Annotated in this window: 23 protein-coding genes, 1 pseudogene and 1 riboswitch; of the genes and pseudogenes, 21 read left to right on the forward strand and 3 right to left on the reverse strand. The window is 47.0% G+C overall.

What is annotated here, in order from left to right:
• Positions 1-112: 112 nt before the first annotated feature.
• From trxB to EAL2_RS01475, 14 genes and pseudogenes are all read left to right on the forward strand, one after another.
• Complete coding sequence (gene trxB, locus EAL2_RS01415; protein ID WP_025434638.1) at positions 113-1,060, forward strand: thioredoxin-disulfide reductase; 948 nt, start codon at positions 113-115, stop codon at positions 1,058-1,060.
• A gap of 119 nt (positions 1,061-1,179) precedes the next feature.
• Positions 1,180-1,512 (forward strand): thioredoxin TrxA, encoded by a 333-nt coding sequence (gene trxA / locus EAL2_RS01420; RefSeq protein WP_025434639.1) that lies wholly within the window; start codon positions 1,180-1,182, stop codon positions 1,510-1,512.
• A 106-nt stretch (positions 1,513-1,618) separates the two neighbouring features.
• Positions 1,619-3,160, forward strand: coding sequence for a glycine/sarcosine/betaine reductase complex component C subunit beta (gene grdC, locus EAL2_RS01425; RefSeq protein ID WP_025434640.1), 1,542 nt, complete (start codon positions 1,619-1,621; stop codon positions 3,158-3,160).
• Between the two features lie 10 nt (positions 3,161-3,170).
• Positions 3,171-4,328 carry a glycine/sarcosine/betaine reductase complex component C subunit alpha gene (gene grdD / locus EAL2_RS01430; RefSeq protein ID WP_025434641.1) on the forward strand — a complete coding sequence of 386 codons (1,158 nt, stop codon included), beginning with the start codon at positions 3,171-3,173 and terminating at the stop codon, positions 4,326-4,328.
• 179 nt (positions 4,329-4,507) lie between these two features.
• A pseudogene (locus tag EAL2_RS15085) lies at positions 4,508-4,627 on the forward strand (transposase); the annotation flags it as partial.
• A 4-nt stretch (positions 4,628-4,631) separates the two neighbouring features.
• Positions 4,632-5,726, forward strand: coding sequence for an RNA-guided endonuclease TnpB family protein (locus tag EAL2_RS01435; protein WP_025434642.1), 1,095 nt, complete (start codon positions 4,632-4,634; stop codon positions 5,724-5,726).
• Between the two features lie 204 nt (positions 5,727-5,930).
• Positions 5,931-7,010 carry an HD-GYP domain-containing protein gene (locus EAL2_RS01440; protein ID WP_025434643.1) on the forward strand — a complete coding sequence of 360 codons (1,080 nt, stop codon included), beginning with the start codon at positions 5,931-5,933 and terminating at the stop codon, positions 7,008-7,010.
• Positions 7,011-7,143: 133 nt separating this feature from the next.
• The gene (gene murA, locus EAL2_RS01445) at positions 7,144-8,412 is read left to right on the forward strand and encodes a UDP-N-acetylglucosamine 1-carboxyvinyltransferase (RefSeq protein WP_025434644.1); all 1,269 of its coding nucleotides are present in this window, start codon (positions 7,144-7,146) and stop codon (positions 8,410-8,412) included.
• A gap of 237 nt (positions 8,413-8,649) precedes the next feature.
• Positions 8,650-9,678: a rod shape-determining protein gene (mreB, locus tag EAL2_RS01450; protein ID WP_025434645.1), complete on the forward strand. Its 1,029-nt coding sequence runs from the start codon at positions 8,650-8,652 to the stop codon at positions 9,676-9,678.
• Between the two features lie 169 nt (positions 9,679-9,847).
• A complete protein-coding gene (locus EAL2_RS01455) occupies positions 9,848-10,921 on the forward strand; it encodes a flagellar hook-basal body protein (protein ID WP_025434646.1) in 1,074 nt (357 codons plus the stop codon).
• 27 nt (positions 10,922-10,948) lie between these two features.
• Positions 10,949-11,749, forward strand: a complete 801-nt coding sequence (gene flgG / locus EAL2_RS01460; RefSeq protein ID WP_025434647.1) for a flagellar basal-body rod protein FlgG — start codon at positions 10,949-10,951, stop codon at positions 11,747-11,749.
• Positions 11,750-11,763: 14 nt separating this feature from the next.
• Positions 11,764-12,132 carry a rod-binding protein gene (locus tag EAL2_RS01465; protein WP_025434648.1) on the forward strand — a complete coding sequence of 123 codons (369 nt, stop codon included), beginning with the start codon at positions 11,764-11,766 and terminating at the stop codon, positions 12,130-12,132.
• Between the two features lie 4 nt (positions 12,133-12,136).
• Entirely contained in the window at positions 12,137-12,565 is a 429-nt protein-coding gene (gene fabZ / locus EAL2_RS01470; RefSeq protein ID WP_025434649.1) for a 3-hydroxyacyl-ACP dehydratase FabZ, read from the forward strand.
• A 102-nt stretch (positions 12,566-12,667) separates the two neighbouring features.
• Positions 12,668-14,716 (forward strand): phosphodiester glycosidase family protein, encoded by a 2,049-nt coding sequence (locus EAL2_RS01475; protein WP_025434650.1) that lies wholly within the window; start codon positions 12,668-12,670, stop codon positions 14,714-14,716.
• Positions 14,717-14,826: 110 nt separating this feature from the next.
• On the opposite strand, the gene metK is transcribed toward EAL2_RS01475, so the two are convergent.
• Positions 14,827-16,017 (reverse strand): methionine adenosyltransferase, encoded by a 1,191-nt coding sequence (metK, locus tag EAL2_RS01480; RefSeq protein ID WP_025434651.1) that lies wholly within the window; start codon positions 16,015-16,017, stop codon positions 14,827-14,829.
• Positions 16,018-16,093: 76 nt separating this feature from the next.
• Positions 16,094-16,197, reverse strand: a riboswitch (SAM riboswitch).
• 93 nt (positions 16,198-16,290) lie between these two features.
• Positions 16,291-16,758 carry a COG2426 family protein gene (locus EAL2_RS01485; RefSeq protein ID WP_025434652.1) on the reverse strand — a complete coding sequence of 156 codons (468 nt, stop codon included), beginning with the start codon at positions 16,756-16,758 and terminating at the stop codon, positions 16,291-16,293.
• Between the two features lie 405 nt (positions 16,759-17,163).
• On the opposite strand from EAL2_RS01485, the gene EAL2_RS01490 reads away from it, so the two are divergent.
• Entirely contained in the window at positions 17,164-18,867 is a 1,704-nt protein-coding gene (locus EAL2_RS01490) for a phospho-sugar mutase (protein WP_025434653.1), read from the forward strand.
• A 329-nt stretch (positions 18,868-19,196) separates the two neighbouring features.
• Here EAL2_RS01490 and EAL2_RS01495 read toward each other — a convergent pair whose 3' ends face one another.
• On the reverse strand, positions 19,197-19,418 hold the full coding sequence (locus EAL2_RS01495) for a UPF0175 family protein (RefSeq protein WP_025434654.1): 222 nt from the start codon (positions 19,416-19,418) through the stop codon (positions 19,197-19,199).
• Positions 19,419-19,665: 247 nt separating this feature from the next.
• Here EAL2_RS01495 and EAL2_RS01500 point away from each other — a divergent pair, with 247 nt between their 5' ends.
• The 6 genes from EAL2_RS01500 (at position 19,666) to EAL2_RS01525 (ending at position 25,314) form a co-directional block, all read left to right on the forward strand.
• Positions 19,666-20,670, forward strand: a complete 1,005-nt coding sequence (locus EAL2_RS01500; protein ID WP_025434655.1) for an Rpn family recombination-promoting nuclease/putative transposase — start codon at positions 19,666-19,668, stop codon at positions 20,668-20,670.
• A 391-nt stretch (positions 20,671-21,061) separates the two neighbouring features.
• Positions 21,062-23,287, forward strand: coding sequence for an SF1B family DNA helicase RecD2 (gene recD2 / locus EAL2_RS01505; RefSeq protein ID WP_025434656.1), 2,226 nt, complete (start codon positions 21,062-21,064; stop codon positions 23,285-23,287).
• 92 nt (positions 23,288-23,379) lie between these two features.
• Positions 23,380-24,036: a ComF family protein gene (locus EAL2_RS01510; RefSeq protein ID WP_051489054.1), complete on the forward strand. Its 657-nt coding sequence runs from the start codon at positions 23,380-23,382 to the stop codon at positions 24,034-24,036.
• Between the two features lie 14 nt (positions 24,037-24,050).
• Positions 24,051-24,482: a hypothetical protein gene (locus EAL2_RS01515; RefSeq protein ID WP_025434658.1), complete on the forward strand. Its 432-nt coding sequence runs from the start codon at positions 24,051-24,053 to the stop codon at positions 24,480-24,482.
• Positions 24,483-24,547: 65 nt separating this feature from the next.
• Positions 24,548-24,829 (forward strand): flagellar biosynthesis anti-sigma factor FlgM, encoded by a 282-nt coding sequence (gene flgM, locus EAL2_RS01520; RefSeq protein ID WP_025434659.1) that lies wholly within the window; start codon positions 24,548-24,550, stop codon positions 24,827-24,829.
• Positions 24,829-25,314 carry a flagellar protein FlgN gene (locus EAL2_RS01525; RefSeq protein ID WP_025434660.1) on the forward strand — a complete coding sequence of 162 codons (486 nt, stop codon included), beginning with the start codon at positions 24,829-24,831 and terminating at the stop codon, positions 25,312-25,314. Before flgM ends, EAL2_RS01525 begins: the two co-directional genes overlap by 1 nt.
• Positions 25,315-25,319: the final 5 nt, after the last annotated feature.

Below are 25,319 nucleotides of genomic sequence, written 5' to 3' on the forward strand. Positions count from 1 at the left end.
AACTATAAGCAATATTTTGATATATTTTAATATGATGATATTTATTTGACATTGTGTTATAAAATCACACCATGCATGAATAAAAATGCATAAATGAACAGGAGGGGTTTAAATGGAAAATGTATACGATTTGGCCATAATAGGTTCAGGTCCTGCAGGGCTGGCAGCAGCTCTATACGGAGCCAGAGCCAAGATGAAGACAATCATGATTGAAGGTCAGAAAGTCGGAGGACAAATAGTAATAACTCACGAGGTTGCAAACTACCCAGGCTCAGTAAGAGAAGCTACGGGTCCATCACTTATAGAGAGAATGGAAGAGCAGGCTAACGAGTTCGGTGCCGAGAAGGTAATGGACAAGATAGTAGACGTTGACCTTGACGGCAAGATAAAAGTAATAAAAGGCGAAAAAGCCGAGTACAAGGCAAAATCAGTAATACTTGCAACAGGAGCGGCTCCAAGACTTGCAGGCTGCCCTGGAGAGCAGGAGCTTACAGGCAAGGGAGTATCATACTGCGCAACTTGCGACGCTGACTTCTTCGAGGACATGGAAGTTTTCGTAGTAGGCGGAGGAGACACTGCTGTTGAAGAGGCTATGTACCTTGCGAAGTTTGCAAGAAAGGTTACAATAGTTCACAGAAGAGACGAGCTAAGAGCTGCCAAGTCTATACAGGAGAAGGCATTCAAGAATCCTAAGCTAGACTTCATGTGGAACTCTGCAATAGAAGAAATAAAGGGAGACGGCATAGTTGAATCTGCAGTATTCAAGAACCTTGTTACTGGAGAGACTACAGAGTACTTTGCAAACGAAGAAGACGGCACATTCGGAATATTCGTATTCATAGGCTACATACCAAAGAGCGACGTATTCAAGGGCAAGATAACGCTTGACGATGCAGGATATATAATAACAGACGACAACATGAAGACAAACGTAGAAGGCGTATTTGCAGCAGGAGACATAAGAGTCAAGTCCCTAAGACAGGTAGTTACTGCATGTGCAGACGGAGCTATAGCTGCAACTCAGGCTGAAAAATATGTTGAGGCTAATTTCGAAGAATAGAAAGCACAAAAAATATTGTTTGACGATCCAAAATAAGGCTATAAATTCAAACGATGACTGTAAAATCAATGTACTGAAATATATTGATAATAATAGAATTTAAAAGGAGATGACTTTTAATGAGCGCATTACTAGTTGAAATAGACAAGGATCAATTCCAAGCAGAGGTGCTAGAGGCAGAAGGCTATGTGCTAGTTGACTACTTCAGTGACGGCTGCGTGCCATGCAAGGCTCTTATGCCTGACGTGGAAGAGCTGGCTGCTAAATACGAAGGCAAGGTTGCATTCCGTAAATTCAACACAAGCTCAGCGAGAAGACTTGCAATAAGCCAAAAAATACTTGGACTTCCAACAATAACACTTTACAAGGGTGGACAAAAGGTAGAGGAAGTTACTAAGGACGACGCTACAAGAGAAAACATAGATGCAATGATAGCCAAGCACGTTGGCTAAATTGTCATTCAATGATAACCTAATGGGCGGTGACTTCACTGCCCATTAGGTTTATTCAAAAGGTTTATTCAAAAAAGTACTTCAAAAATTTCGGAGGTGTCAATATATGAATTTTCCAGTTCTTAAAGGTGCGGGATACGTTCTCGTGCACACACCAGACATGATAATGCACAACGGAACAACTCAGACAACAGAAAAGATTGTAAACCCAGAATCAGAATACCTAAAAAAGCTGCCTGAGCATTTAAGATCATTTGAAGACGTGGTAGCATACGCTCCAAACCAGACATACATTGGAAGCATGACTCCAGAGGCACTTGGAGAAATAGCAATGCCATGGTGGACAGAAGACAAGAAAGTAGCTGGAGCCGACAGATACGGAAAGCTTGGAGAGATAATGCCTCAGGACGAGTTCCTTGCGCTTATGTCTGCATCAGACGTATTCGACCTTGTGCTTTTTGAAAAAGAGTTCATAGAGGGAGCAAAGGCTAAGCTTGCAGCTCACCCTGTAGTAGGCAACCTTGCAGAGAGCGTAAACGCAGGAGTAGAGCTAGCTGAGATAAAAAAGCAGCTAAGCGACTTCCACGCAGAAGGACTATACAATAACGGCAAGCTTGTAGGCTGCGTAAAAAGAGCCCACGACGTAGACGTTAACCTAAACTCTCACACAATGCTTGAAAACCTTGCTGTTAAGGCTTCAGGAGTGCTTGCTCTTGCAAACCTTATAGCTAAAAACAACGTAAACCCAGCTGAAGTGGACTACATCATAGAGTGCTCTGAAGAGGCTTGCGGAGACATGAACCAAAGAGGAGGCGGAAACTTCGCCAAGGCTCTTGCAGAAATGACTGGCTGCGTGAACGCGACAGGCTCAGACATGAGAGGCTTCTGCGCAGGACCAACGCACGCACTTATAGCGGCAGCGGCGCTAGTTAAATCAGGCGTATACAAGAACGTAATAATAGCAGCGGGCGGAGCGACAGCAAAGCTTGGAATGAACGGAAAAGACCACGTTAAGAAAGAAATGCCAATACTGGAGGACTGCCTTGGCGGCTTCGCAGTACTAGTTAGCGAAAACGACGGAGTAAACCCAGTACTAAGAACAGATCTAGTGGGAAGACACACAGTTGCAACTGGATCAGCTCCACAGGCTGTAATAGGCTCTCTAGTTCTAAGCCCACTAAAAGCAGGCGGATTTAAAATAACAGACGTAGACAAGTACTCGGTAGAAATGCAAAACCCAGACATAACTAAGCCGGCAGGAGCGGGAGACGTTCCAGAGGCCAACTACAAGATGATAGGCGCACTTGCTGTCATGGGAAAAGAAATAGAAAGAGCAGACATAGCAGCCTTCGTTGAAAAGCACGGAATGGTTGGCTGGGCTCCAACACAAGGCCACATACCATCAGGAGTACCATACATCGGCTTTGCAATAAGCGACCTTACAGAAGGCTCAGTAAACAGAACTATGATAGTAGGAAAGGGAAGCCTCTTCCTTGGAAGAATGACAAACCTTTTCGATGGTGTTTCAATAGTAGCAGAGAGAAACACAGGCAAAGTGGAGTCAGGAAGCTCAGTATCAACAGAAGAGATAAGAAAAATGATAGCAGAATCTATGAAGGATTTCGCAGCACATCTATTAGCTGAATAGGGGTGAAAAAATGTCAGATATAAAACAAATGATAGGCAAGACTTTCATGGAGATAGCAGACGCTATCGAAACAGGAAGCTTCGCTGGAAAAGTAAAAGTAGGAATAACAACCCTGGGCAGCGAGCACGGAGTAGAGAACCTGGTAAAGGGAGCAGAGCTTGCAGCTAAAGACGCAGCCGGCTTTGACATAGTGCTTATAGGACCAAAGGTTGAAACAAGCCTTGAAGTAGTAGAGGTAGCAACAGAAGAAGAAGCGCACAAGAAAATGGAAGAGCTTCTAGACAGCGGCTATATCCACTCTTGCGTAACAGTGCACTATAACTTCCCAATAGGCGTATCGACAGTAGGAAGGGTAGTAACACCTGGAATGGGCAAGGAGATGTTCATAGCAACAACAACAGGAACATCTGCGGCTCAAAGAGTCGAGGCCATGGTAAGAAACGCGCTTTACGGAATAATAACAGCAAAGTCAATGGGAATAGAAAACCCGACAGTTGGAATACTAAACCTTGACGGAGCAAGAGCAGTAGAAAGAGCGCTTAAGGAGCTTGCAGGAAACGGCTACCCTATAACATTCGCAGAGTCGCTAAGAGCTGACGGCGGAAGCGTAATGAGAGGAAACGACCTTCTTGGCGGAGCTGCAGACGTAATGGTAACAGACTCGCTAACAGGCAACATAATGATGAAGGTGTTCTCGTCATACACAACAGGCGGAAGCTACGAGGGACTAGGCTACGGCTACGGCCCTGGAATAGGCGACGGCTACAACAGGACAATACTGATACTCTCAAGAGCGTCAGGAGTTCCAGTAGCTGCAAACGCAATAAAATACGCAGCCAAGCTTGCGCAAAACAACGTGAAGGCGATAGCAGCGGCAGAGTTCAAGGCGGCCAAGGCGGCAGGCCTCGAGAGCATACTTGCGGGACTAAGCAAGGACACTAAGAAAGCCTCTACAGAGGAAGAAGTGAAGATGCCTCCTAAGGAAGTAGTAACAGGAACAATCTCAGGCGTAGACGTAATGGACCTTGAAGACGCACAGAAAGTGCTTTGGAAAGCCGGAATATACGCAGAGAGCGGAATGGGCTGCACAGGACCTATAGTAATGGTAAACGAAGCCAAGGTTGAAGAAGCGGCAAAGATACTTAAGGATGCAGGCATAGTAGCTTAATAGTATAAAACCAAAAAGCGGGAGCAATCCCGCTTTTTTCATACGGAAAACAGCCTGGATAGAGTATCGAATGCGATGATTTGTTCGAATTGTGAAAATATATTTGAGGTAGTTGGATTTTATTGTATAATACCATTATGACGTTTATGATGTCATAATGGTGATAGCAGAGTAGATTACTAACAACTAAATTGCCGACGCTGTGGACTAATTCTTATTTTGTTTCGACTGTCGGTGGTGCTCCGATAGCGGTAATCAAGCAATACATTGAAAGCCAAAAGACTTCTCAGAGGAGGTGATATCATGCAAGTAACCGCACAAATAAAACTGTTGCCAACCAAGGAGCAGGGAGCTTTGCTTAATAAGACGCTACAAGAGTATATTGATACTGCAAATAGCATAGTAAGCGGCTACCTAGCGGATGCTGATGCAAGATACACATCCAAGAGCGTCAATGCCGAGCTTCCGAGCGCCCTGAAGAATCAAGCCATTCAGGATGCAAAAAGCATATTTAAAAAATACTCCAAAGCTTTGAAAGCTAGCAGTAAAAAAGACGCTTCCATACAAAAGGAAATCAAAGTGCCTGTGCTGAAAAAGCCAGTGGCAATATGGAACAACCAAAACTATGCTGTGAAGCTTGGCTATATGTCGTTCCCTGTCTGGAATAACGGCAAATCAACTCGGATTATCGTAAAAGCCATAATAACTGACTACCAAGCTAGTCTTTTGTTGAGTAAGCTTGGCACGATGAGGATAACCAAGAAGTCTGGCAAGTACATCGCACAGATAGCTGTGACAGTCGAAGAAGCGCCATCCGCTGGCTGTCAAGTTACCGGAGTCGACCTTGGTTTGAAAATACCTGCAGTAGCTGTAACCGAAGATAGCAAGGTTAGGTTTTTCGGCAATGGCCGTCAAAATAAGTTTGTCAAACGTAAGTTCCGCTCCATGCGCAAGAATCTCGGCAAATCTAAAAAGCTCTGTGCCATCAAGAAAATGAACAACAAGGAGCAGCGTTGGATGCGCGACAAAGACCACAAGATAAGTCGCCAGATTGTTAACTTCGCCAAAGAAAACAACGCTTCGGTAATCCGACTTGAGAAACTATCTGGCATTCGCCAGACGGCAAGAACAAGCCGTAAAAACGAAAAGAACCTGCACACGTGGAGCTTCTATCGGTTGGCACAATTCATCGAGTATAAGGCACGACTTGAAGGTATCCTGGTCGAATATGTAGACCCCAGATATACAAGCCAAACATGCCCTGCGTGCAATACTCGCAACCATGCCGTCGACAGAAAGTATAAGTGCTCGTGCGGATTTGCAGCTCATAGAGACATACTGGGTGCAAGAAACATAATATCTGCACCTGTAGCGGATGGTAACAGTCCGCTAGCTTAAGCTGCTATATGCACTGGCTTAGGACGGGCTAATGGCATAGCCCTTAACTCAGGGTCATACTAGCATACCAGAAATGGACTTGCTTTTAATCACCTGAGAATCCCCTGGCTTTAGCCATGGGTAGTGTCAAAAATAGACAGTACTTGGTGCATGGAATTAATGCATATATTCATTAATCAGCCGCGGCGCCGGAAAGGAGAATAGATGCGTTTCGTACCGTTAAACTCAGCAAGGGAAGGCAGCATACTTGGAAAATCGCTCATAGATGAAAACGGGAATCTTCTCCTGAAGGAAGGCTCAGTGCTGACAGACAGAAGGATAGAGAACCTGCTGGAAAAGGGCTACTCGTCGGTGTACATAGACGATGACTATTCAGATGATGAAATTGAAGACATAATAAAGCCGGAGATAAGAAACAAGATAGCCCAGAAGATAAAGGAGACCTTCGAATTCTTCTCTAAGGACAGGCAGGTATCGCATAAAAACTCCAGAATAATGTACGAAAGCATGGAAGAGCTCAATAATTTTGCAAAAAATCTAGTCGACGAGCTGTTCTCCAAAAGCGACATAATGATAAGCATGGTCGATATAAAAAACATGGACACGTATACTTATGCTCACAGCGTAAACGTAGCCGTAATATCGCTTGTGATAGGAATAGCCGCGGGGCTTGGCAGAAGGGAGCTCGAGGATCTGACTATAGGTGCCATGCTGCACGATGTGGGCAAGATATTCATACCCAAAAGCATACTCAACAAGCCTGGAGCCCTCACTGACGAGGAGTTCAGACAGATACAGGAGCATACAATAGAAGGGTACGAGTATCTCAAAAACTGCCCTATAAAGTCGACGTCAAAGATAATAGCGCTTCAGCACCACCTCAACGTAGACGGCAGCGGCTACCCTAACTATGAAAATACAGGGCTGCTCCACAAGTTCTCAAGGATAGTTGCAATAGCTGACGTATATGACGCCCTGACCTCAGATCGGAGCTACAGGCGAGCATATTCGCCGAGCGAGGCTGTAGAGTACATAATGTCAATGGCCTCCACAAAGTTCGATATGGACTATGTAAAGCTCTTTGTCAAAAAGATAGTGACATATCCCGTGGGCAGCATTGTGAGGCTCAGTGACGGCAAGACGGGAGTTGTAAAGAGCCTGAACGAGGGTTTCCCCATGAGGCCTGTAGTGGAGCTTGTAGAGGACAGGAAGCTGACCCAGGAGCGCATAGACCTTATGGAGATAAAAAACATAGTTATTCAGCAAATGGTATATGATTTTTAAAGGATCCGGAAAAAATTTCCGGATCCTTTTTTGTAATATCCATTGAGTTTTAAAAACATGAAGACTATAATATGTATGTGCGCTAAAAAGCGGACTAGACCTTTTGCATAAGTATATTAGGAAGGGATGAATAATGAATAAACAGCATTGTATAGTCGTGAGAAAAAGCGGGCCGCTTGAAGGCCGTGTAAGAATAGACGGAGCAAAGAATTCAGTACTTCCCATAATGGCTGCAACACTCCTTTGCGAGCAGGAATGCATAATAGAGGATGTTCCAAAGCTAAGGGACGTATACGTCATGATAGACCTTTTAAAGACACTCGGAGCCGGCGTGGAGTTCAGCGAGGACGGTGTGCTAAGGGTGGACGGCTCGAAGGTGGACAAGTGGAGTGCCCCATACGAGCTTGTGAGGAAGATGAGGGCATCATTCCTCGTGCTGGGGCCGCTTCTGGCAAGGTTCAAAAGGACAATGGTCTCAATGCCGGGAGGCTGCGCAATAGGCACAAGGCCCATAGACCTTCACCTTAAAGGTTTTGAGGCGCTTGGCGCAAAAATAAACGTGGAGCACGGCTCGGTTGAGGCCGTGGCAAACGAGCTTGTGGGTGAGCGGATATACCTTGACTTCCCTTCTGTTGGAGCCACAGAAAACATAATAATGGCTGCATCGCTTGCCAAAGGGACCACGGTGCTTGAAAATGCCGCCGAAGAGCCTGAGATAGTAGACCTTGCAAACTTCCTGAACAGCATGGGAGCCGATATTAAGGGCGCAGGCACAAACACAATAACAATAAAGGGCGTGGAGAGGCTCGGAGCCACAACTCACAGGGTAATACCCGACAGGATAGAGGCGGGAACATTCATGGTAGCTGCGGCCATAACGGGTGGAGACATAATGGTGGACAACATAATGCTCGAGCACGTGAAGCCCGTGGCTGCAAAGCTAAGGGAGATAGGCTGCACCATAACGGAATTTGAAAACGGAATAAGGGTGCAGGGCCCGGATTCAATATCCAACACAACGATTAAAACGCTGCCGCACCCTGGATTCCCGACAGATATGCAGGCTCAGTTCATGGCGCTGATGAGCGTTGCCAACGGGACATCAGTGATTACGGAGACGGTGTTCGAAAACAGGTTCATGCATGCCACCGAGCTTGCCAGGATGGGAGCCGAAATCAAGATAGAGGGCAGGACCGCAGTAGTAAGGGGAACGCCAAAGCTTGCAGGCGCAAAGGTGGACGCAACTGACCTTAGGGCCGGCGCAGCGCTGATACTTGCGGGACTCGTATCAGAGGGCGAGACGGTGATAGGACAGATACACCATATTGAGAGGGGCTATGTACATATAGAAAACAAGCTCTCGCAGTTGGGCGCCGACATAAGGCGAATACAGCAAATATAAAGACTGGAGCAACAATTATCAGTGAGATAGAGAGGCCGCTGCATGGCACTGGAGCTATAAATAGCACAATGCCACATGCAGCGGCCTTTTAAAATTAAAATTAAAATTAAAAATAAAATCAGTTATTGGCATTTTATAGTTTTTTTTTGATATAATATACTCGGTAGCATTATGCATTTGGTATTTGACAAATTTTTGATAAACAAACAGTTATATGATGATAGGAGAGATATGGGTATGTTTAATTTTGCACCTGATATTGGTATAGATCTTGGAACGGCTTCGATACTAGTTTATGTAAAGGGAAAGGGCATAGTCCTTGAAGAGCCTTCTGTAGTTGCAATAGACAAGAATACTAACACAGTGCTGGCGGTGGGCGAAGAGGCCAGAAGGATGCTTGGAAGAACGCCGGGCAACATAGTGGCAATAAGGCCGCTAAAGGACGGCGTGATTTCCGACTACGACGTTACAGAAAAGATGCTCAAGTATTTCATATCGAAAGTACTTGGAAAGACAGGCCTGCTCAGCATATTCAAGCCTCAGATAATGGTGTGCGTACCCTCGGGCGTTACAGAGGTTGAAAAGAGAGCCGTAATAGACGCCACAATGGAGGCTGGCGCGAGAAAGGTTTTCCTAATTGAGGAGCCGATAGCCGCGGCGATAGGCTCAGGCCTTGACATATCAAAGCCAAATGGCAACATGGTTGTCGATATCGGTGGAGGAACTGCCGACATAGCCGTAATATCGCTGGGAGGCGTTGTTGTAAGCACATCAATAAAGATTGCGGGCGACAAGTTCGACGAAGCCATAGTCAAATATATGAGGAAAAAGCATAATCTGCTCATAGGAGAGAGGACTGCAGAGGACATAAAGATGAACATAGGCACGGCGTTCCCGAGAAAGGACGATGTGGCTATGGACGTAAGGGGAAGAAACCTCGTATCGGGCCTTCCTGAAAACGTTGCAGTATCGGCGAGAGAAACACTCGAGGCACTAGAGGAGAACGTCAACCAGATAGCTGACGCAGTTCACATGGTGCTTGAGAAGACTCCGCCTGAGCTGTCTGCCGACATAAGCGACCAGGGAATAATAATGACTGGCGGCGGCTCGCTGCTTTGGGGCCTTGACCAGCTGATATCAAAGAGGACAGGCATAAATGTTTCAATAGCGGAAAATGCCATATCTTGCGTCGCTATGGGAACAGGCGAGGCTCTGAATTCGCTTCATCTGCTCAAGAAAACAGGCGGGAACTCCAGGAAGAAATAGGCCGTCCAATAAACTAGGCAGGCAGTATAAGCCGCTTGGACTATTAAAGCTGCACCCGGATATAGGTTAAAATGGAATGAATATAGCAAGAATAATGCCATGAGCCGAAACGTCGCGGGGAAATCCCCGCGGCGGTATAAGGCACTTTGAAACGGGGTGAAAATTAAAATTGTACAGAGGCATATACACGGTCACATCTTCGATGATGACGAACCAGAAAAAGCTAGACGTCACTTCAAACAACATGGCCAACGCAAGCACCGCAGGCTTTAAAAAAGACGAGCTCATAACCAAGGCATTTCCGGAAAAACTGCTCTCAAAGATAAACGGACTTTCGTATTCCCAGAACCAAAGGGACAAGGCCATAGAGGTCAGCCGGGACGGGAACGGGGCCTGGGTTCTAAGCAGCAAGCAGAGCTTTCTTACGGTTGACGGCTCGGACGGCAAGAGCTACAGCAGAGACATGAAGCTTGCAAGGGACCCAGACGGATACCTGAAGACATACACAAGAAACATGGATTCCAGCTTAGACACGAGCAAGGGCTACTACGTGCTCGATTCAAGCGGCAAGAGAGTCCAGGCCGGAGCAGACTTCAGCATAGATACAAAGGGCAACGTCGTCTCGGGCGGAGCTACGGTGGCAAACCTTCTATACACCCCGCCCAGAAGCGTGATAGGCACGATAAACGGCGGAATGAGCGTAGACTACATAAAGAGCAACTTCCTGCAAGGCAACCTGGAGCAGACCGGCGACAAGCTTGACTTTGCCATAAAGGGAAGCGGCTTTTTCGAGGTGGAGTCGCAGGACGGCGCCAAAAGGTACATAAGAGACGGAGCCTTCAAGATAAGCAGCGCAGGCGAGCTTATCACTAACGAAGGCATGAAGGTAATGGGAGAAAGCGGGCCTATAAGGGTCGAAGGCGAATTGGAGGCCAAGCCTGACGGCACGCTCTACGTGGGCGGAGAAAGCATAGGCAGGCTGAGGATTGTCAACATTCAGAACCAGGACTCCCTCAGAAAAGTGGGCAACAATACATATGAAATAGAGCCCAAGAATGACCCGCAGCTTGCGCCTTTTGACGGCGAGCTCGTGCAAGGTTTTATTGAGGGATCGAATGTCAATCCCGTGTCCGAGATGATTGAAATGATAGAGGTCATGAGGAACTATGAGAACTCCCAGAAGGTTATAAAGACATACGACGACATAATGGCCAAGGCATCGAACGAGCTGGGAAAACTGTAATTATTAATTAATCGGGGGTAGATTATAATGATGAGAGGGCTCTGGTCGGCGGCGAGCGGAATGAAAGCTCAGCAGCTCAACATAGACAACATATCCAACAACCTTGCCAACGTCAACACAACAGGCTACAAGAAGATGAGGGTGGAGTTCAAGGACCTTCTGTACGAGAACATAAAGCAGTCAAACCTTTCTGAGGGGGAAGGCAGCCCTGTCAACCTCCAGGTGGGTCACGGAGTAATGTACAGCGCCACAAGCAGGAACTTCGAGAACGGCTCATTCGAGAGCACAAACAACTCTACAGACCTGGCGCTGGATGGCAGCGGATTTTTCGGCATATACAACCCGGCAACAGACGAGATGTTCTACACAAGGGATGGAAGCTTCAAGCTCTCAGTCGACGGCGATACAAGAAAGCTTGTCACCTCGGAGGGCTACTCTGTGCTTACAGAAGATGAGGACGAGATAGTGCTCGAAGACGGCCAGACTGATCTTACGGTCGACGAAGCAGGCAGGGTTACTGTCAAAACAGCCGACGGCGAGATAGAGGAGATGGGAACAATAGCAATATACGAATTTCTCAATCCTGCAGGGTTAGAGGCCGTAGGCTCCAACCTTTACAAGGCTACTAACGCTTCGGGCGAGGAGCTGATGCTTGAGGGCGAGGAGAGAAAGACGAAGATGCGCCAGGGCTACCTGGAGGCTTCGAACGTTCAGATAGTCGAAGAGATGATAAAGCTGATAACCGCCCAGAGGGCGTATGACATAAACTCCAAGGCAATACAGACTGCCGACGAGATGATGCAGACTGCAAACAACGTCAAGAGATAAAGCGAGGGCTGAAAATGCAAATTAGCGGTGCATACGACATGCTTGGAGCCAGCCTCAGCCAGGGCGCAGCCCAGAAGGCAGACAACATTAAGAAGGCAGTGAGCTCGCAAAGCGACGATGAAAAGCTCATGGAGTCCTGCAAGAATCTCGAGGCTGAGTTCTTCAAGCTAATGCTCAAGGAGATGAAGAAGACGGTTCCCGACTCGGGATTCCTCGACAAGACAGCAGGCCACGACGTAATACAGGACCTTTACTACGAAAGCCTCGGCCAGCATGCGGGCGAGAACTCGCCGCTAGGGCTAGCCAACATGATATATGAGCAGTTCAAGGCCAACAGAGTCGACGCCGGGACTGCAGCTGAAAATACTCTAGAAGGGAAATGATTTGATGCTAAACATAGACCAGATAAAGGAAATCTTGCCGCACAGATACCCGTTCCTGCTTGTAGACAGGATAATCGAGATGGAAGAGGGTAAGAGGGCGGTTGGAATAAAGAACGTAACAGCCAACGAGCCTTTCTTTCAGGGCCACTTTCCAAGCTACCCGCTGATGCCGGGAGTGCTCATAGTGGAGGCCATGGCACAGGTGGGAGCCACAGTGATGCTCTCCCTCGAGGAGAACAAGGGCAAGATAGGTGTATTCACAGGCATAGACGGCCTCAGGTTCAAGAGGGAGGTACGCCCGGGCGACACCCTTACTATGACAGTGGAATTCACAAAGGTAAGAAGAGGAATAGGAAAGGCTCAGGCCAGCGCATATGTGGGCGAGGAGCTCGCATGCAGCGGAGAGCTCATGTTTGCAATAGTGGAAAGATAACAAGTGTAGCGGCCAACGAGTCTTAGAATGCCTGGAAAGCAGGCGCTCTAAGACTTTTTGCTCAGTAGGGGCCATTTGGCCCGTTGTTATTAGGAGGATATTATGAAATTCATTAAAAAGACATCAATTGCTTTGGCACTGGCACTCATGCTCTCAGCGTCGGGCGCAGCGCATGCACAGGGTACGCTGATATACGAGAAGCAAAACCAGGAGGTTCTTGCCAAGGGTATTGTATACAAGAACATATACAGGTTCACTGAAGGCGGAATAGTAAACATCAACCTTATTGAGGCCGATGTAAGGGATTCCGAAGTTGACTTTGATGTGCTCTACAACAAGGAAGGCTTCAGCAAGAGGGCGAAGCTCAGCACAATGGTATCGCAAAGTCCGGACGTAGTGGCAGCAGTAAACGGAGACTTTTTCAGCATGTCAAGCCCTTCGTTTTCGCTGGGAGCCATAGTAAAGGATGGCAAGCTGCTTTCGAACCCGCACTATGAGGAGCAAAAGTATGCCTCCATACTAGTGGACGGCTCAAGGAACGTAGTGTTCGACTACATAAGCCCCAATGTAAAGGCGCAGAACGTGGCAAGGGGAGTGGACGTGCCCGTGGCGGCAGTCAATAAGCCCAGCCAGTACTATGCAAATATAGTCGCCTATACAAAGGAGTACTCAGCCAAGTCGCCTGGAGCCACAAGCGCATACTACGACGTGTGCGAGGTCGTAGTTGACTCGGGCAGCGTCATTGACGTAAGATACGGCCAGCCGGCCGTAGACATACCCGAAAACGGCTACGTGCTCAGCGCGGGGGGCAACAACGGCCTGGTGCTAAGGGACAACTTTGCAGCAGGAGAGCAGGTGTCTCTCGACACGAGCTTGACGCTCAACTACGGCGACGTAGAAACAGCTATGGGGGCGGGCAGCGTGCTTCTCAAAAATGGAGAGTACACTCCGCTCACACAAAACATAAAGGGCAAGTCGCAAAGGACGGCAATAGGCCTTATGCCATCAGGCAAGCTCGTGATGTTCACATCCGACGGCAGGCTGACACACAGCCCCGGCATGGATGCAAGCGAGGTGGCTGGGTACCTCAAGGAGCTGGGCTGTACTGACGCTGTAATGCTAGACGGCGGCGGCTCAACAGAGCTCATAGCCAAGGGCAGCATTAAAAACACACTCACAGACGGCTCGGAAAGGGCAATACTCAACGCCTTTGCAGTAAAGAGCCTTTCGCAGAAAGGAGCCTTCGACCATCTGGGAGGCTATCTTGTAAAGGCCACATCATATGTAGGAGAGGGAGTTCCAGTAAAGCTGACATTCCACGACGCGAGCGGCAATCAGCTTGATCTGGGAGCCAATAGCGCCCAATTCACATCAAGCGGAATAAGCGGCTACTACAGCAACGGCGCATTTGTGCCGACTTCGGCGGGCAAGGGAACGGTTACAGCCAGCTACGGCGGCACGAGCATAAGCTTCGAGCTTGAGGCGATAGAGAAGACAAGCAGCGACTCGCTTTTTGACAGCGAGCTTACAAGGAGCGACCTTGAAGGCGGCACGACGCTGGCGTTCCTTGGAGACATGAGCATGCCAAAGGAGCAAAAGCTTATGGACAGGCTCATAGTCAGCAAGCTTCAGGAGAGCATAGCATCGCTTGGTGCGAGCAAGGCGGTAGTAATAGGCAACAACAATTCAAGCGGAACAGCCAAGCTTTCAGGCAGATTGATAGACGTCAAATCAGGCTTTAGGGCTATAGAAATAGATCCGGAGACAGCTGTGGTTACGCTCGAGAATTCAAGCGGCACATTCTATAAGCAGGCAGGACAGTGGAACTTCATAAACACAATACTCTCGTCAAACTACAAGAACGTGATAGTAGTGTTTACATCAAAGAGCCAGCTGGGCTTTGCCGATGAGGTGAATATATTCAAGGATAACGTGTACCAGGCTGCGAAGGACAAGAACATATGCGTGGTATACAAGGGCAGCGAATTCTCCCAGACTGTAGAGGGCAATGCCAGATACGTATCGATACCCGACTACGCAGATCTCAGTAAGGGCGATTTCTGGAACGACTACAAGTACCTTGCAATAAACATAAAGCCTGACGGCATTAAATACGGGCATGTTAACATATTCAAGCAGACAGAAAACTAGGTGGAATTCTATTTCACTTGAATTGAATACGGCAAAAAAAATAAGGCCCTAGCTGCATTGCAGCCGGGGCCTTTAAATTCACTTTATAAAATTTGACTTTATGTGGAAGACTATGCGCCGAAAGCTTCCTTTTTAAGGATTTCAGCCTTATCTGTCTTCTCCCAAGTAAAGTCAGCGTCGTTTCTGCCGAAGTGTCCGTATGCGGCAGTCTTTCTGAATATAGGTCTTCTAAGGTTCAGGTAATTGATTATAGCGCCTGGTCTCAGGTCAAAGTGCTTTGCTATAAGCTCGGATATTGCATCCTCTGATATCTTGCCAGTTCCGAAAGTGTCAACAAGTATTGATACAGGCTGAGCAACGCCTATTGCGTATGCAAGCTGAACCTCGCACTTGTCCGCAATGCCAGCGGCAACTATGTTTTTTGCAACGTATCTTGCAGCGTAGGCAGCAGATCTGTCAACCTTTGTTGAATCCTTTCCGGAGAAAGCGCCTCCGCCGTGTCTAGAGTAGCCGCCGTAAGTATCAACTATTATCTTTCTTCCTGTAAGTCCGGCGTCTCCCTGAGGTCCGCCTATAACGAATCTGCCCGTTGGGTTTACAAGAATCCTTGTATTGTCGTCTATAAGATTTGCTGGAACTATCTTGTTTATTACGTTCTCAACAAGGTCTTTTTCAATAGTCGTGTGGTCAACATCAGGGCAGTGCTGAGTAGATATAAGCACAGTGTCAACTCTCACAGGCTTGTCTCCGTCGTACTCAACCGTAACCTGAGTTTTTCCGTCAGGTCTCAGGTAGTCAAGCGTACCGTTTTTTCGAACGTCTGAAAGTCTCTTTGCAAGCTTGTGTGCAAGAGATATAGGAAGAGGCATAAGTTCCTCAGTCTCGTTGCAGGCGAAGCCGAACATTATTCCCTGGTCTCCGGCGCCAAGAGCCTCAACATCATCCTGCATAGCTCCTTCCTTGCGCTCAAGGGCCTCGTCAACGCCCATTGCTATGTCCGAAGACTGCTCGTCTATTGAAGTAAGCACTGCGCATGTGTTGCAGTCGAAGCCGTACTTGGCTCTTGTGTAGCCGATTTCCTCTATAGTATTTCTAACTATCTTTGGTATGTCAACGTATGCATTAGTAGATATCTCGCCCACTACTAGCACAAGTCCTGTAGTTACAGTAGTCTCGCACGCAACCCTTCCCGCTGGGTCCTTCTCGATTATTGCGTCGAGAATGGCGTCTGAAATTTGGTCGCATATCTTGTCAGGATGGCCCTCTGTAACTGATTCAGATGTAAAAAGTCTTCTTGCCATTGAAACGTCCTCCTAAATTTTCATTTTAAAATAAAAAAACCTCTTTCGCACGCGAAGAGGCAGACTTTTATAGTCAACCTCATCTTCCAGAACGAATTCTGCAGGATTTAGCACATTTCCAGACTAGCTGGCTGTTGCCGGGTTTCATAGGGCCTGTCCCTCAACCACTCTTGATAAGGTAATCAAGATTTCATATTTTATTTTCAAGTAATTTTAATGTTACTATTATAAAAAACCTTTGTCAACAAAATTTTATAAAAAAATTGTTTAAAATTAAACATTTATTATCTGGTGTGAAAGAAACAGCACAATCAGGCCTGCAGCAAGGTTTCCAAGCATTATAACGGGAGCGGCCAGCTTGAGCCTTATGTCGAGCAGGGAAGCTATCATTGAGCCCGTCCACGCGCCTGTTGTTGGCAGGGGAACGGCCACGAAAAGGAATAGCCCCAAGAGGATGTATTTTGGGTTTATCCTGCGGCTCTTTTTTATTGTCCTTTCATACAAATAGCTGCCGAACCTCCTGAATATCCTGGTGGTTTCAAACCATGCCAGAAGCCGTCTGAAGAACATTATAAGGAAGGGAACCGGCAGGCTCGCGCCTATAACGCATATTAGCAGGTTTTTATAGGGGTTAAAGCCCCATGCTACCCCAAAGGGGATTGCGCCGCGCAGCTCTATAAAGGGAGTTGTGGATATGAGGGCCAGGAGCAGCTCTTTGGGTATGTTGGTCAATGAGTCCATTTGAGGGTCTCCTTTGTATTTAACAGTCAAGTGATGGATTAATGGTGGTCGGGTGGTATACTAATATATGGTATGGGAATATTATAGCAGTTTGAATCTCGTGTAACAACAAGTCTTATGAGGAATCCAGCGGCGTAAAAATAATCCTGCGGCATAACCCGGCCTTTCATTTTCGCTTTGTGATTTCTATAATATTGAGCATTCTTTTTGCTGGGAAATTGGATAGATAAATTTAATGGAAAAGGTAATGGTATAGAATATTTTGATGACAAATAATTAGAGCATTGGGAATTCTATATTTTAATATGATAGGCAAGTGGGTATCAATATAAAGATGCTTTATGTGCATGTTATCAAATAACAATAATTGGAACAATAGATATATAACCAAGGGGGATATTTTAGATGGACTACATGAAGGGTTACAACGAATGGCTAAGCAGCAGCTTCTTTGACGAGGATGTCAAAGAGGAACTTAGGAGCATAGCCGACAACCAAAAGGAGATAGAGGACAGGTTCTACAGGGATCTGGAGTTTGGCACAGGCGGACTCAGAGGCGTTGTAGGCATGGGAACCAACAGAATGAACAAGTACACTGTGAGAAGGGCGACTTACGGCCTGGCTCAGTATATACTGGAAAAGGATGAAAAGGCTGCAGAAAAGGGCGTTGTAATAGCCCATGACAACAGGAACATGTCGAGGGAGTTTACTATAGAGTCGGCGCTTACGCTTGCCGCTTGCGGTATAAAGACATACATATTCGACGATTTGAGGCCAACGCCTCAGCTTTCGTTCACAGTAAGAAACGTGAACGCAGCTGCAGGCATAGTGATTACTGCAAGCCACAATCCGCCGGAGTACAACGGCTACAAGGCGTATGGCGAGGACGGCGCGCAGCTTAACGTCGAGGAATCCGAGCGTGTAATAGAGAAGGTCAACGCCGTAACAGACTACAGCAGCATACCTGTAATGGACGAGGAAAAGGCGCTCGAGAAGGGTCTTATAAAGATCTTCGGCTACAATGCTGACGAGGATTTCATAAATGCGGTAAGAAAGCAGTCGCTCTGCGAGGATATTGTAAGAAAGGTTGCAGACGACCTCAAGATAGTGTTCACTCCGCTGCATGGCACAGGAAACATGCCTGTAAGAAGGATACTAAAGGAAGTCGGCTTCAAGCATGTTCTGGTTGTGCCTGAGCAGGAAAAGCCGGATCCGGGATTCTCGACTGTTGAGTATCCGAATCCGGAGGACCCGGCTGCTTTCAAGCTTGCAATTGAGCTGGCAAAGGAGAACGGAGCGCACATAATAATAGCAACCGATCCGGACTGCGACAGGGTGGGCGTAGCTGCAAGAAACAAGCAGGGCGAATACGAACTCCTTACAGGCAATCAGACGGGAGCTCTTTTGCTTGACTTTGTGCTAAAGAACATGTCGGGTTCAGGCAGGATGCCTGGGAGTCCTGTGGTGATAAAGACCATAGTTACATCGAGAATGGGCGACAAGATAGCCGCTGAATACGGCGTTGACGTTGCAGACACTCTCACTGGCTTCAAGTTCATAGCCGAGATGGCCAAGGGCTTTGAAGACAGAGGCGAAAAGAGTTTCGTGTTCGGCTACGAGGAGAGTTACGGCTACTTGGCAGGTGACCACGCAAGGGACAAGGACGCGGTTGTCGCATCTATGCTAGCGGCAGAGATGGCGGCCTACTACTACTCAAGAGGCAAGGACCTTTTCGAAGGTCTTGAAGAGCTCTACAAGAAATACGGCTACTTCAGCGACGGCCTTGAGAATATAACACTCAAGGGCAGAGAAGGCGAAGAGAAGATAAAGGACATAATGAAGCACCTCAGGGAAGAGCCTATGGAGCACATAAACGGAGCCAAAGTCATCGGAGTCAAGGACTATGCTCAGGGACTCGACGGACTTCCAAAGTCAAACGTGCTGATATTCGACCTTGAAGACGGCTCGTGGTTTGCGGCAAGGCCTTCAGGTACAGAGCCCAAGATCAAGTTCTACTTCTCGGCAGAAGGCATTACAAGAGAAGAGTCGGAAAACAGGCTGGAGAAGCTCAGCGCCTCGGTAATGAAGCATATTATCTCTATGATATAAAAGAATTCAACCCCAGATGGAGCGGTGTAAGCCGTCATCCATTTGGGGTTTTTCTATTGGCAGACTCACTTGAATTCAACGGAATAAGCGGCCTTTAAATTTCGTTTTGTGATTTCCTTTTGGCTTATGCATGACTGAAATTCGCATGTTTTGAGAACTCGCTTCGCTCAGACACTCAAAACATTAGCGATTTCAATCACACATTTCGTCAGGGAATCAATCAAAACTCATTAAATCAGGCCTTACTTATTCGTTTGAATTCTACGCGAGAAGAGCAAAAAAACAACCCGGCTGAAAAGCCGGGTTTAACTATACTACGGACTACAATACTAATCATTTTCCATATCCCTTAATTCCTCAAGTACCTCTTCATCCTGTGAAAAGGCTTCTTGCGTATATTCCATCCACGGAATATTGTTGCGCATTAATATCTTTATGAAGTCAGAAAGGCTTTTATCTGCTAATTCTGCAGCTCTTGTAAGGGTAACTCTTTTTTTCACAAAAGCATCTATTGCCAAAGAAACGTTTATATCATCTTTGTTTCCAGCCATTCAAGCTTATCTCCTTTCACAGAAGCTAATTCATAATAGCATTATACCCCATGTATTAATCAAAACACAGGATGCTATTTGTGAATATGGTGTACACTTTGCCTATAGACATGATGAAGCAGTGCGCTTTAATGAGATGAGAGGAAATCTCAAAACGGAAGAGGGCGCACAATTATAATGCTCAAAGGATGCTTAAATGTTATGAAATAAGCTGATTGTGGTATAATAAACATAGGCAGGTGATGAAATGAAAATACAAAATCCGCATGATAAATTCTTTAAGGAAACATTCTCGAATGTGACTGTGGCAAAGGACTTTCTTAACAATTATTTGCCTGAGAGTATTGCGAATGTAATAGACATACACACATTGGAAGTTCAGAAAGACAGCTTCATTAATGAAGAGCTTCAGGAAGTTTTTTCGGATATGCTCTTTAAGGTGAACATAAATAAGCAGGAAGGATACATATATTTCCTCTTTGAACATAAAAGCTACAGCAGTAAAAATATATCATTTCAGTTGCTTAAATATATGATTGAAATATGGGAATCAAAAATCAAAAAGGAAAGATCAGACGAACTTCCAATGATTATTCCATTAGTGATATATCATGGTAAGGAAAGCTGGAATATCAAAACAACTCTAGGTGAAATGATAACAGGATATAAGGACTTACCGAATGACATAAAGAAATATATACCTAATTATGAATATTTGATTTATGATATATCAAGATATACAGACGAAGAAATAAAGGGAGAAGCACAACTTAGAATACTGCTTTCTATATTCAGAGACATATTTACAAAAGATAACAAAGGACTCTTGGAGTCAATTTATAGAGCAGCAGAATATTTACAGGCACTAGATGATAGACAGACAGGTATTGAGTATTTTGAAACATTTATGAGGTATGTTTTAAATGCAGGAAAGAACTTAACGAAAGAAGATGTGGATGACATAATTGACAAAATTGAGATGATTTATCCGCAAGGGAGTGAGGTTGTTATGAGTTTAGCTGAAATGTTTAGGCAAGAAGGACTTTTGCTGGGGATTCAGCAGGGTAGAAAGGAAGAGAGAAGAGAAACGCTTACAAAGACTGCCCTTAAATTGTTGATTAAAAAATTTGGAACTATTCCAGAGGAGCTTAAATTGGCAATATCCAGATTAGATGATGTAACTTTAGAACTAATCATTGACGATATTCTAGAATATAAAAGCTTGGATGATGTGAAAAAATATATTCAGTAAAAAAGGTAAACCGGGATGTCTAAGTCGACTCCCGGTTTTATTTTTGGATTGGCCGCTAAGCCTCTGAGTAGGATAAAGCAGTGCGCCTTAATGACGTTTTGTGTGATTTCTCATCGACATTCAGCCACGAAGGCGGGAGAAAGCTTTGACTGTCTGAGCGATAGCGAGTTTCAAAGCTTCCGGCGTAGAGGCTGAATGAGATGAAAGGAAATCCCAAAACGGAATAGGCGCACAATTATCCTGCCAGAGGCCCAATATGAGCCCATGCCAAATCGGCAACGAAATTTATGCCCAACTTATTCCCTTGGATTCATATATGTATCCTTAGGATTCTGATATAATTTCAGTATACGATTTTGAAAAGACCGAAAAGGCAGTTGATATACATAAAATGGAAAAAATAAAAGGAATGATAACAGACATAGTCTTCCAGAACGAAGACAACGGCTACACCGTCGCCCAGATGCGAACAAGTGACGACGAAATCACAATAGTAGGCTGCCTTCCCACGCTTAAAATAGGCGAGACTATAGAAGCCGGAGGCACATGGAAAAGCCACGAGACCTACGGCATGCAGTTCCAGGCGGAAAGCTTCATGCCTGCTGTGCCTTCATCAGTTGACGGTATACTCGCATATCTTTCATCGGGAGCAGTAAAGGGCATAGGCGCCAAGATGGCCAAACGTATAGTCGACTGCTTCGGAGTCGAGACAATGATGGTCCTCCAGCAAAGCCCTGAAAAGCTCACTAAAGTAGAGGGCATAGGAAAGAAAAAGGCCGCCGAGATAGCCAAGGCCTTTTCGGAGGACAGGTGCATGAGAAACCTCATGATGGAGCTGCTGCCATACGGCATAGGAACCCAGCACTGCCTCAAGATATACAAAAGATACGGCGACTCGGCCATGGAGCGTGTGAGGCAAAACCCCTACGCCCTCTCCGGCGAGATAAGCGGCATAGGCTTCAAGACGGCCGACAAGATAGGCATAAGCCTGGGCATAGACATGAGATCGAGCTCAAGAATCAGGCAAGGCATAATGCATACGCTCAGAGAATCTGCATCCTCGGGGCACACCTACCTTCCAAGAACGGAAGCCGCAGCTAAGGCCGCCAGCCTTCTTGAAATAGAAAAGGAAGGCGTAGATGAGCAGATATACGAAATGGCCCTCGATGAGCTGATACACGTTGAAAACGCGCAAAGCGGCGAGCGGGTGTACATGTATCCCTACTACATAGCCGAAAACGGATCCTGCAGCATGCTGATAGACCTGGCTAGCGCTCAGCTGGAGCTGCCCGAAGAGGACCTCGAGCAGAGACTAGACTCTGTAGAGGCGGAAGCCGGAATAAGCCTTGCAAGCAGGCAAAAGGAGGCAGTGCTCAAGGTCTTTGAAAGAGGAGTCACAGTGATAACCGGAGGGCCAGGAACGGGAAAGACGACGACAATCAATTCGCTGATAAAGCTCCTAGAAGGCCTCGAGCTCAAGGTAAAGCTGGCGGCCCCGACTGGAAGGGCAGCAAAGAGAATGAGCGAGACGACAGGCAAGGAGGCCGCGACGATTCACAGGCTGCTTGAAATGGCATACTCAGAAGACGAGGAGGTCATGCTCTTTCTAAAGGGCGAGGACGACCAGCTAGAGTGCGACGCCCTCATAGTTGACGAGGCCTCCATGATAGACATAATGCTAATGTACAACCTCCTGAAGGCAGTCAAAAAGGGCACTCGTCTTGTGCTCGTTGGCGATGTGGACCAGCTGCCACCGGTGGGCGCGGGCAATGTCCTTTCCGATATAATAACATCGGGCGCGGTGGGCGTTGTAAGGCTCGACGAGATATTCAGGCAGGCCAGGGAGAGCATGATAGTAGTCAATGCCCACATGATAAACAAGGGCGAAATGCCGCTTCTAAACCAAAAGGACAAGGACTTTTTCTTCATAGGCAGGCAGGGGCCCATAGCAACGGCCGAGGAGGTCGTATCGCTTGTGGCCAAAAGGCTGCCCGAGTACTATAACCTGGATCCTGTAAGGGACATTCAGGTGATATCGGCAATGAGAAAGGGCGAAGCGGGAGTCACCAGGCTCAATGAGCTGCTCCAGAGTTCTCTCAATCCGGCATCCGCGCACAAGGTCGAGGAGAAGCTCGGCAGGAGGATATTCAGGGTCGGCGACAAGGTAATGCAGACAAGGAACAACTACGAGAAGAAGTGGGAGAGCGAGGACGGCACACAAAAAGGCCAGGGCGTATTCAACGGCGATATTGGGTATGTATTCCACGTAGACAAATCTGACAAGGCGCTTTTCATAGTCTTTGACGACATCAAGGTGGCGCGCTATGATTTTAGCGAGCTGGACGAAATAGACCACAGCTTTTGCACCACGGTTCACAAGAGCCAGGGCAGCGAGTTCGAAGCGGTCGTAATGCCTCTTTCCTGGGCGCCGCCCATGCTGCTGACAAGGAACCTCCTATACACAGGGATTACAAGGGCAAAGCGGCTTGTAGTGCTCGTGGGAGAAAGGCGCTTTCTCGAGGCCATGGTAAAGAACGTAAGGAACGAGAGCCGCTATTGCGCCCTGGGCGAAAAGCTTATGCGCTTCATAGAAGAAGGCATACTGGGAGAGGATTAGACGATGGGATATTAAAAGATCTTTTAGAGCTCATAATTGAGCTTGTTTACCCAAGGGGTATCAAGTGCATAGCGTGCAAAGCCCCAATACCTGTGGAGAATACCTACTCACTTTGCAGGGAGTGCTTTTGCGCCGCAAAGTTCATAAAAAAGGGCTGCGAGATATGCGGCAAACCGCTGCCGGAGATATATCACGAGCAGAGGTGTCCGGACTGTGAAGAAGCGCAGTACTGCTTCGAGCGGGCGCTTTGCTGCATGGAGTATACAGACGAGGTTCACCGGCTAATATACTCGCTCAAATATGGCGGCAGGACTTACATGGCCGGCAGCCTTGCAAGGATAATGGCGGACAAGCTCGAGTACGAGGGCGTATTGTGCGAATTGTGCGATATGATAGTTCCTGTGCCTCTTTCAAAATCGAGGCTCAGGCGAAGGGGCTTCAACCAGGCTGGACTTATTGCCGAAGAGCTTTCAAGGCTCACGGGCTGGCCGCATATCGACGCCGCCGAGCGCCTGCGAGACACACGTTTTCTTTCAGGGCTTTCAAGGCACGAGCGAAGAAGCGAGCTTTCAGGCGTGTTCAGGCTAAAGAGTGAATATAAAGAGCAGATTGAGGGTAAAAAAATACTCATAGTTGACGATATATTTACAACGGGAGCAACAGCAAGCGAGCTTGCCCTTGTCTTAAAGGGCGAAGGCGCGGCGAGCGTATACGCAATTTGCCTTGCAACGGGCAGGAATATATATTGATTTTGGAGGAATACATGGGACTAGTTAACTGCAGAGAATGCGGAAGATTGTTTGGAACTGAAAGCGACGAGACTCTCTGCTCAAGGTGCAGGGAAAGCGGGTATGAAAGCGACTTCAAGAAGGTAAGGGACTACCTCTACGCAAATCCGGGAGCAGACATAGAGGAGGTATCCGAGGCGACTGAGGTCGAGCGCCCCAGGATAATGAAATTCCTCAGGGAAGAGAGGATAGAGATAGTAGACGAAGAAAACGTGCTGCTGAACTGCTCAAGGTGTGGCAAGTCGATAAAGACCGGAAGGTACTGCGCAAGCTGCGAGGCCGAGGTCAAGAAGGAGCTCTCGGGCGCGCTCGATACCATGAAGAAGATAAATGGAAAATTCCAAAAGCCGGCTGCAACAAAAAAGACTACCGAAATATACACCAGAAACATAGGGGATAAAAAATAAGCTAAACAAAAGCGCCAATCTGACGATATCTAATTCATAAGGATATAGTCGGGAGGCGTTTTTTTATGAAGATAAACGGATTTTCAAACATACAAAAGATTATGAATGCATACGGCGCTTCAAAGCCGCAGGAGACTAGCAAGTCCCAGTTCAAGGAAGACAAGATAGAGATATCACAGGCCGGCAGGGAATACCAGATAGCCATGGAGGCCGCAAGGAAGCTGCCAGACATAAGGCAGGAAAAGGTGGAGGCCATAAGGCTAGAGCTTGAAAGCGGCACATACAAGGTGGACGCAGACAAAATAGCCAGGGGCATACTAAAAGGCGCGATCGGAGAAGAGGAATAATGGAGGGAATAGACAGCTTTATCAGGATACTTGGGAGGCAGCTCGAGCTCAACAGGGCTCTGCTTGAAATAAGCATTGAAAAGACTGATGCAATAAGATCGGACGATTCCAAGAGGCTCTCGGGCATGCTGGTAGACGAGCAGGAGATGGTCAAGGAGATGATAAGCCTTGAAAAGGAAAGAGGTTCAGTCACATCTGCGATAGGCAAGGACTCCGGGGCAAAGACAGTGGATGACATACTGTCCATAGTAGGGGCAAAATCGGAGCAAAAGGCAAAAGAGATAGAAGGCATAGCAGCGGAGCTGAGGCAGGTGCTCAGGGAGCTCGAGGAGAGAAACTCCATGAACAACTCGCTTTTGCAGTTTACAATAGACTACATCGACCTGAACGTCAATCTCATGACCTCGAGCAGAGAACCGGCCAACTATGGCAGGGGCAGCAAGACAAATCCGGCTCAGCGCAGCATGTTCGACTCGAAATACTAGGAGGT

It is taken from the genome of Peptoclostridium acidaminophilum DSM 3953 (assembly GCF_000597865.1).
In the GTDB taxonomy this organism is placed as follows: domain Bacteria; phylum Bacillota; class Clostridia; order Peptostreptococcales; family Peptostreptococcaceae; genus Peptoclostridium_A; species Peptoclostridium_A acidaminophilum.

Bases quoted from the DNA above. Each gene is read 5' to 3' on its own strand.
- trxB (WP_025434638.1), top strand. From the start codon at position 113: ATGGAAAATGTATACGATTTGGCCATAATAGGTTCAGGTCCTGCAGGG.
- trxA (WP_025434639.1), top strand. From the start codon at position 1,180: ATGAGCGCATTACTAGTTGAAATAGACAAGGATCAATTCCAAGCAGAG.
- grdC (WP_025434640.1), top strand. From the start codon at position 1,619: ATGAATTTTCCAGTTCTTAAAGGTGCGGGATACGTTCTCGTGCACACA.
- grdD (WP_025434641.1), top strand. From the start codon at position 3,171: ATGTCAGATATAAAACAAATGATAGGCAAGACTTTCATGGAGATAGCA.
- EAL2_RS01435 (WP_025434642.1), top strand. From the start codon at position 4,632: ATGCAAGTAACCGCACAAATAAAACTGTTGCCAACCAAGGAGCAGGGA.
- EAL2_RS01440 (WP_025434643.1), top strand. From the start codon at position 5,931: ATGCGTTTCGTACCGTTAAACTCAGCAAGGGAAGGCAGCATACTTGGA.
- murA (WP_025434644.1), top strand. From the start codon at position 7,144: ATGAATAAACAGCATTGTATAGTCGTGAGAAAAAGCGGGCCGCTTGAA.
- mreB (WP_025434645.1), top strand. From the start codon at position 8,650: ATGTTTAATTTTGCACCTGATATTGGTATAGATCTTGGAACGGCTTCG.
- flgG (WP_025434647.1), top strand. From the start codon at position 10,949: ATGATGAGAGGGCTCTGGTCGGCGGCGAGCGGAATGAAAGCTCAGCAG.
- EAL2_RS01465 (WP_025434648.1), top strand. From the start codon at position 11,764: ATGCAAATTAGCGGTGCATACGACATGCTTGGAGCCAGCCTCAGCCAG.
- fabZ (WP_025434649.1), top strand. From the start codon at position 12,137: ATGCTAAACATAGACCAGATAAAGGAAATCTTGCCGCACAGATACCCG.
- EAL2_RS01475 (WP_025434650.1), top strand. From the start codon at position 12,668: ATGAAATTCATTAAAAAGACATCAATTGCTTTGGCACTGGCACTCATG.
- metK (WP_025434651.1), bottom strand. From the start codon at position 16,017: ATGGCAAGAAGACTTTTTACATCTGAATCAGTTACAGAGGGCCATCCT.
- EAL2_RS01485 (WP_025434652.1), bottom strand. From the start codon at position 16,758: ATGGACTCATTGACCAACATACCCAAAGAGCTGCTCCTGGCCCTCATA.
- EAL2_RS01490 (WP_025434653.1), top strand. From the start codon at position 17,164: ATGGACTACATGAAGGGTTACAACGAATGGCTAAGCAGCAGCTTCTTT.
- EAL2_RS01495 (WP_025434654.1), bottom strand. From the start codon at position 19,418: ATGGCTGGAAACAAAGATGATATAAACGTTTCTTTGGCAATAGATGCT.
- EAL2_RS01500 (WP_025434655.1), top strand. From the start codon at position 19,666: ATGAAAATACAAAATCCGCATGATAAATTCTTTAAGGAAACATTCTCG.
- recD2 (WP_025434656.1), top strand. From the start codon at position 21,062: ATGGAAAAAATAAAAGGAATGATAACAGACATAGTCTTCCAGAACGAA.
- EAL2_RS01515 (WP_025434658.1), top strand. From the start codon at position 24,051: ATGGGACTAGTTAACTGCAGAGAATGCGGAAGATTGTTTGGAACTGAA.
- flgM (WP_025434659.1), top strand. From the start codon at position 24,548: ATGAAGATAAACGGATTTTCAAACATACAAAAGATTATGAATGCATAC.
- EAL2_RS01525 (WP_025434660.1), top strand. From the start codon at position 24,829: ATGGAGGGAATAGACAGCTTTATCAGGATACTTGGGAGGCAGCTCGAG.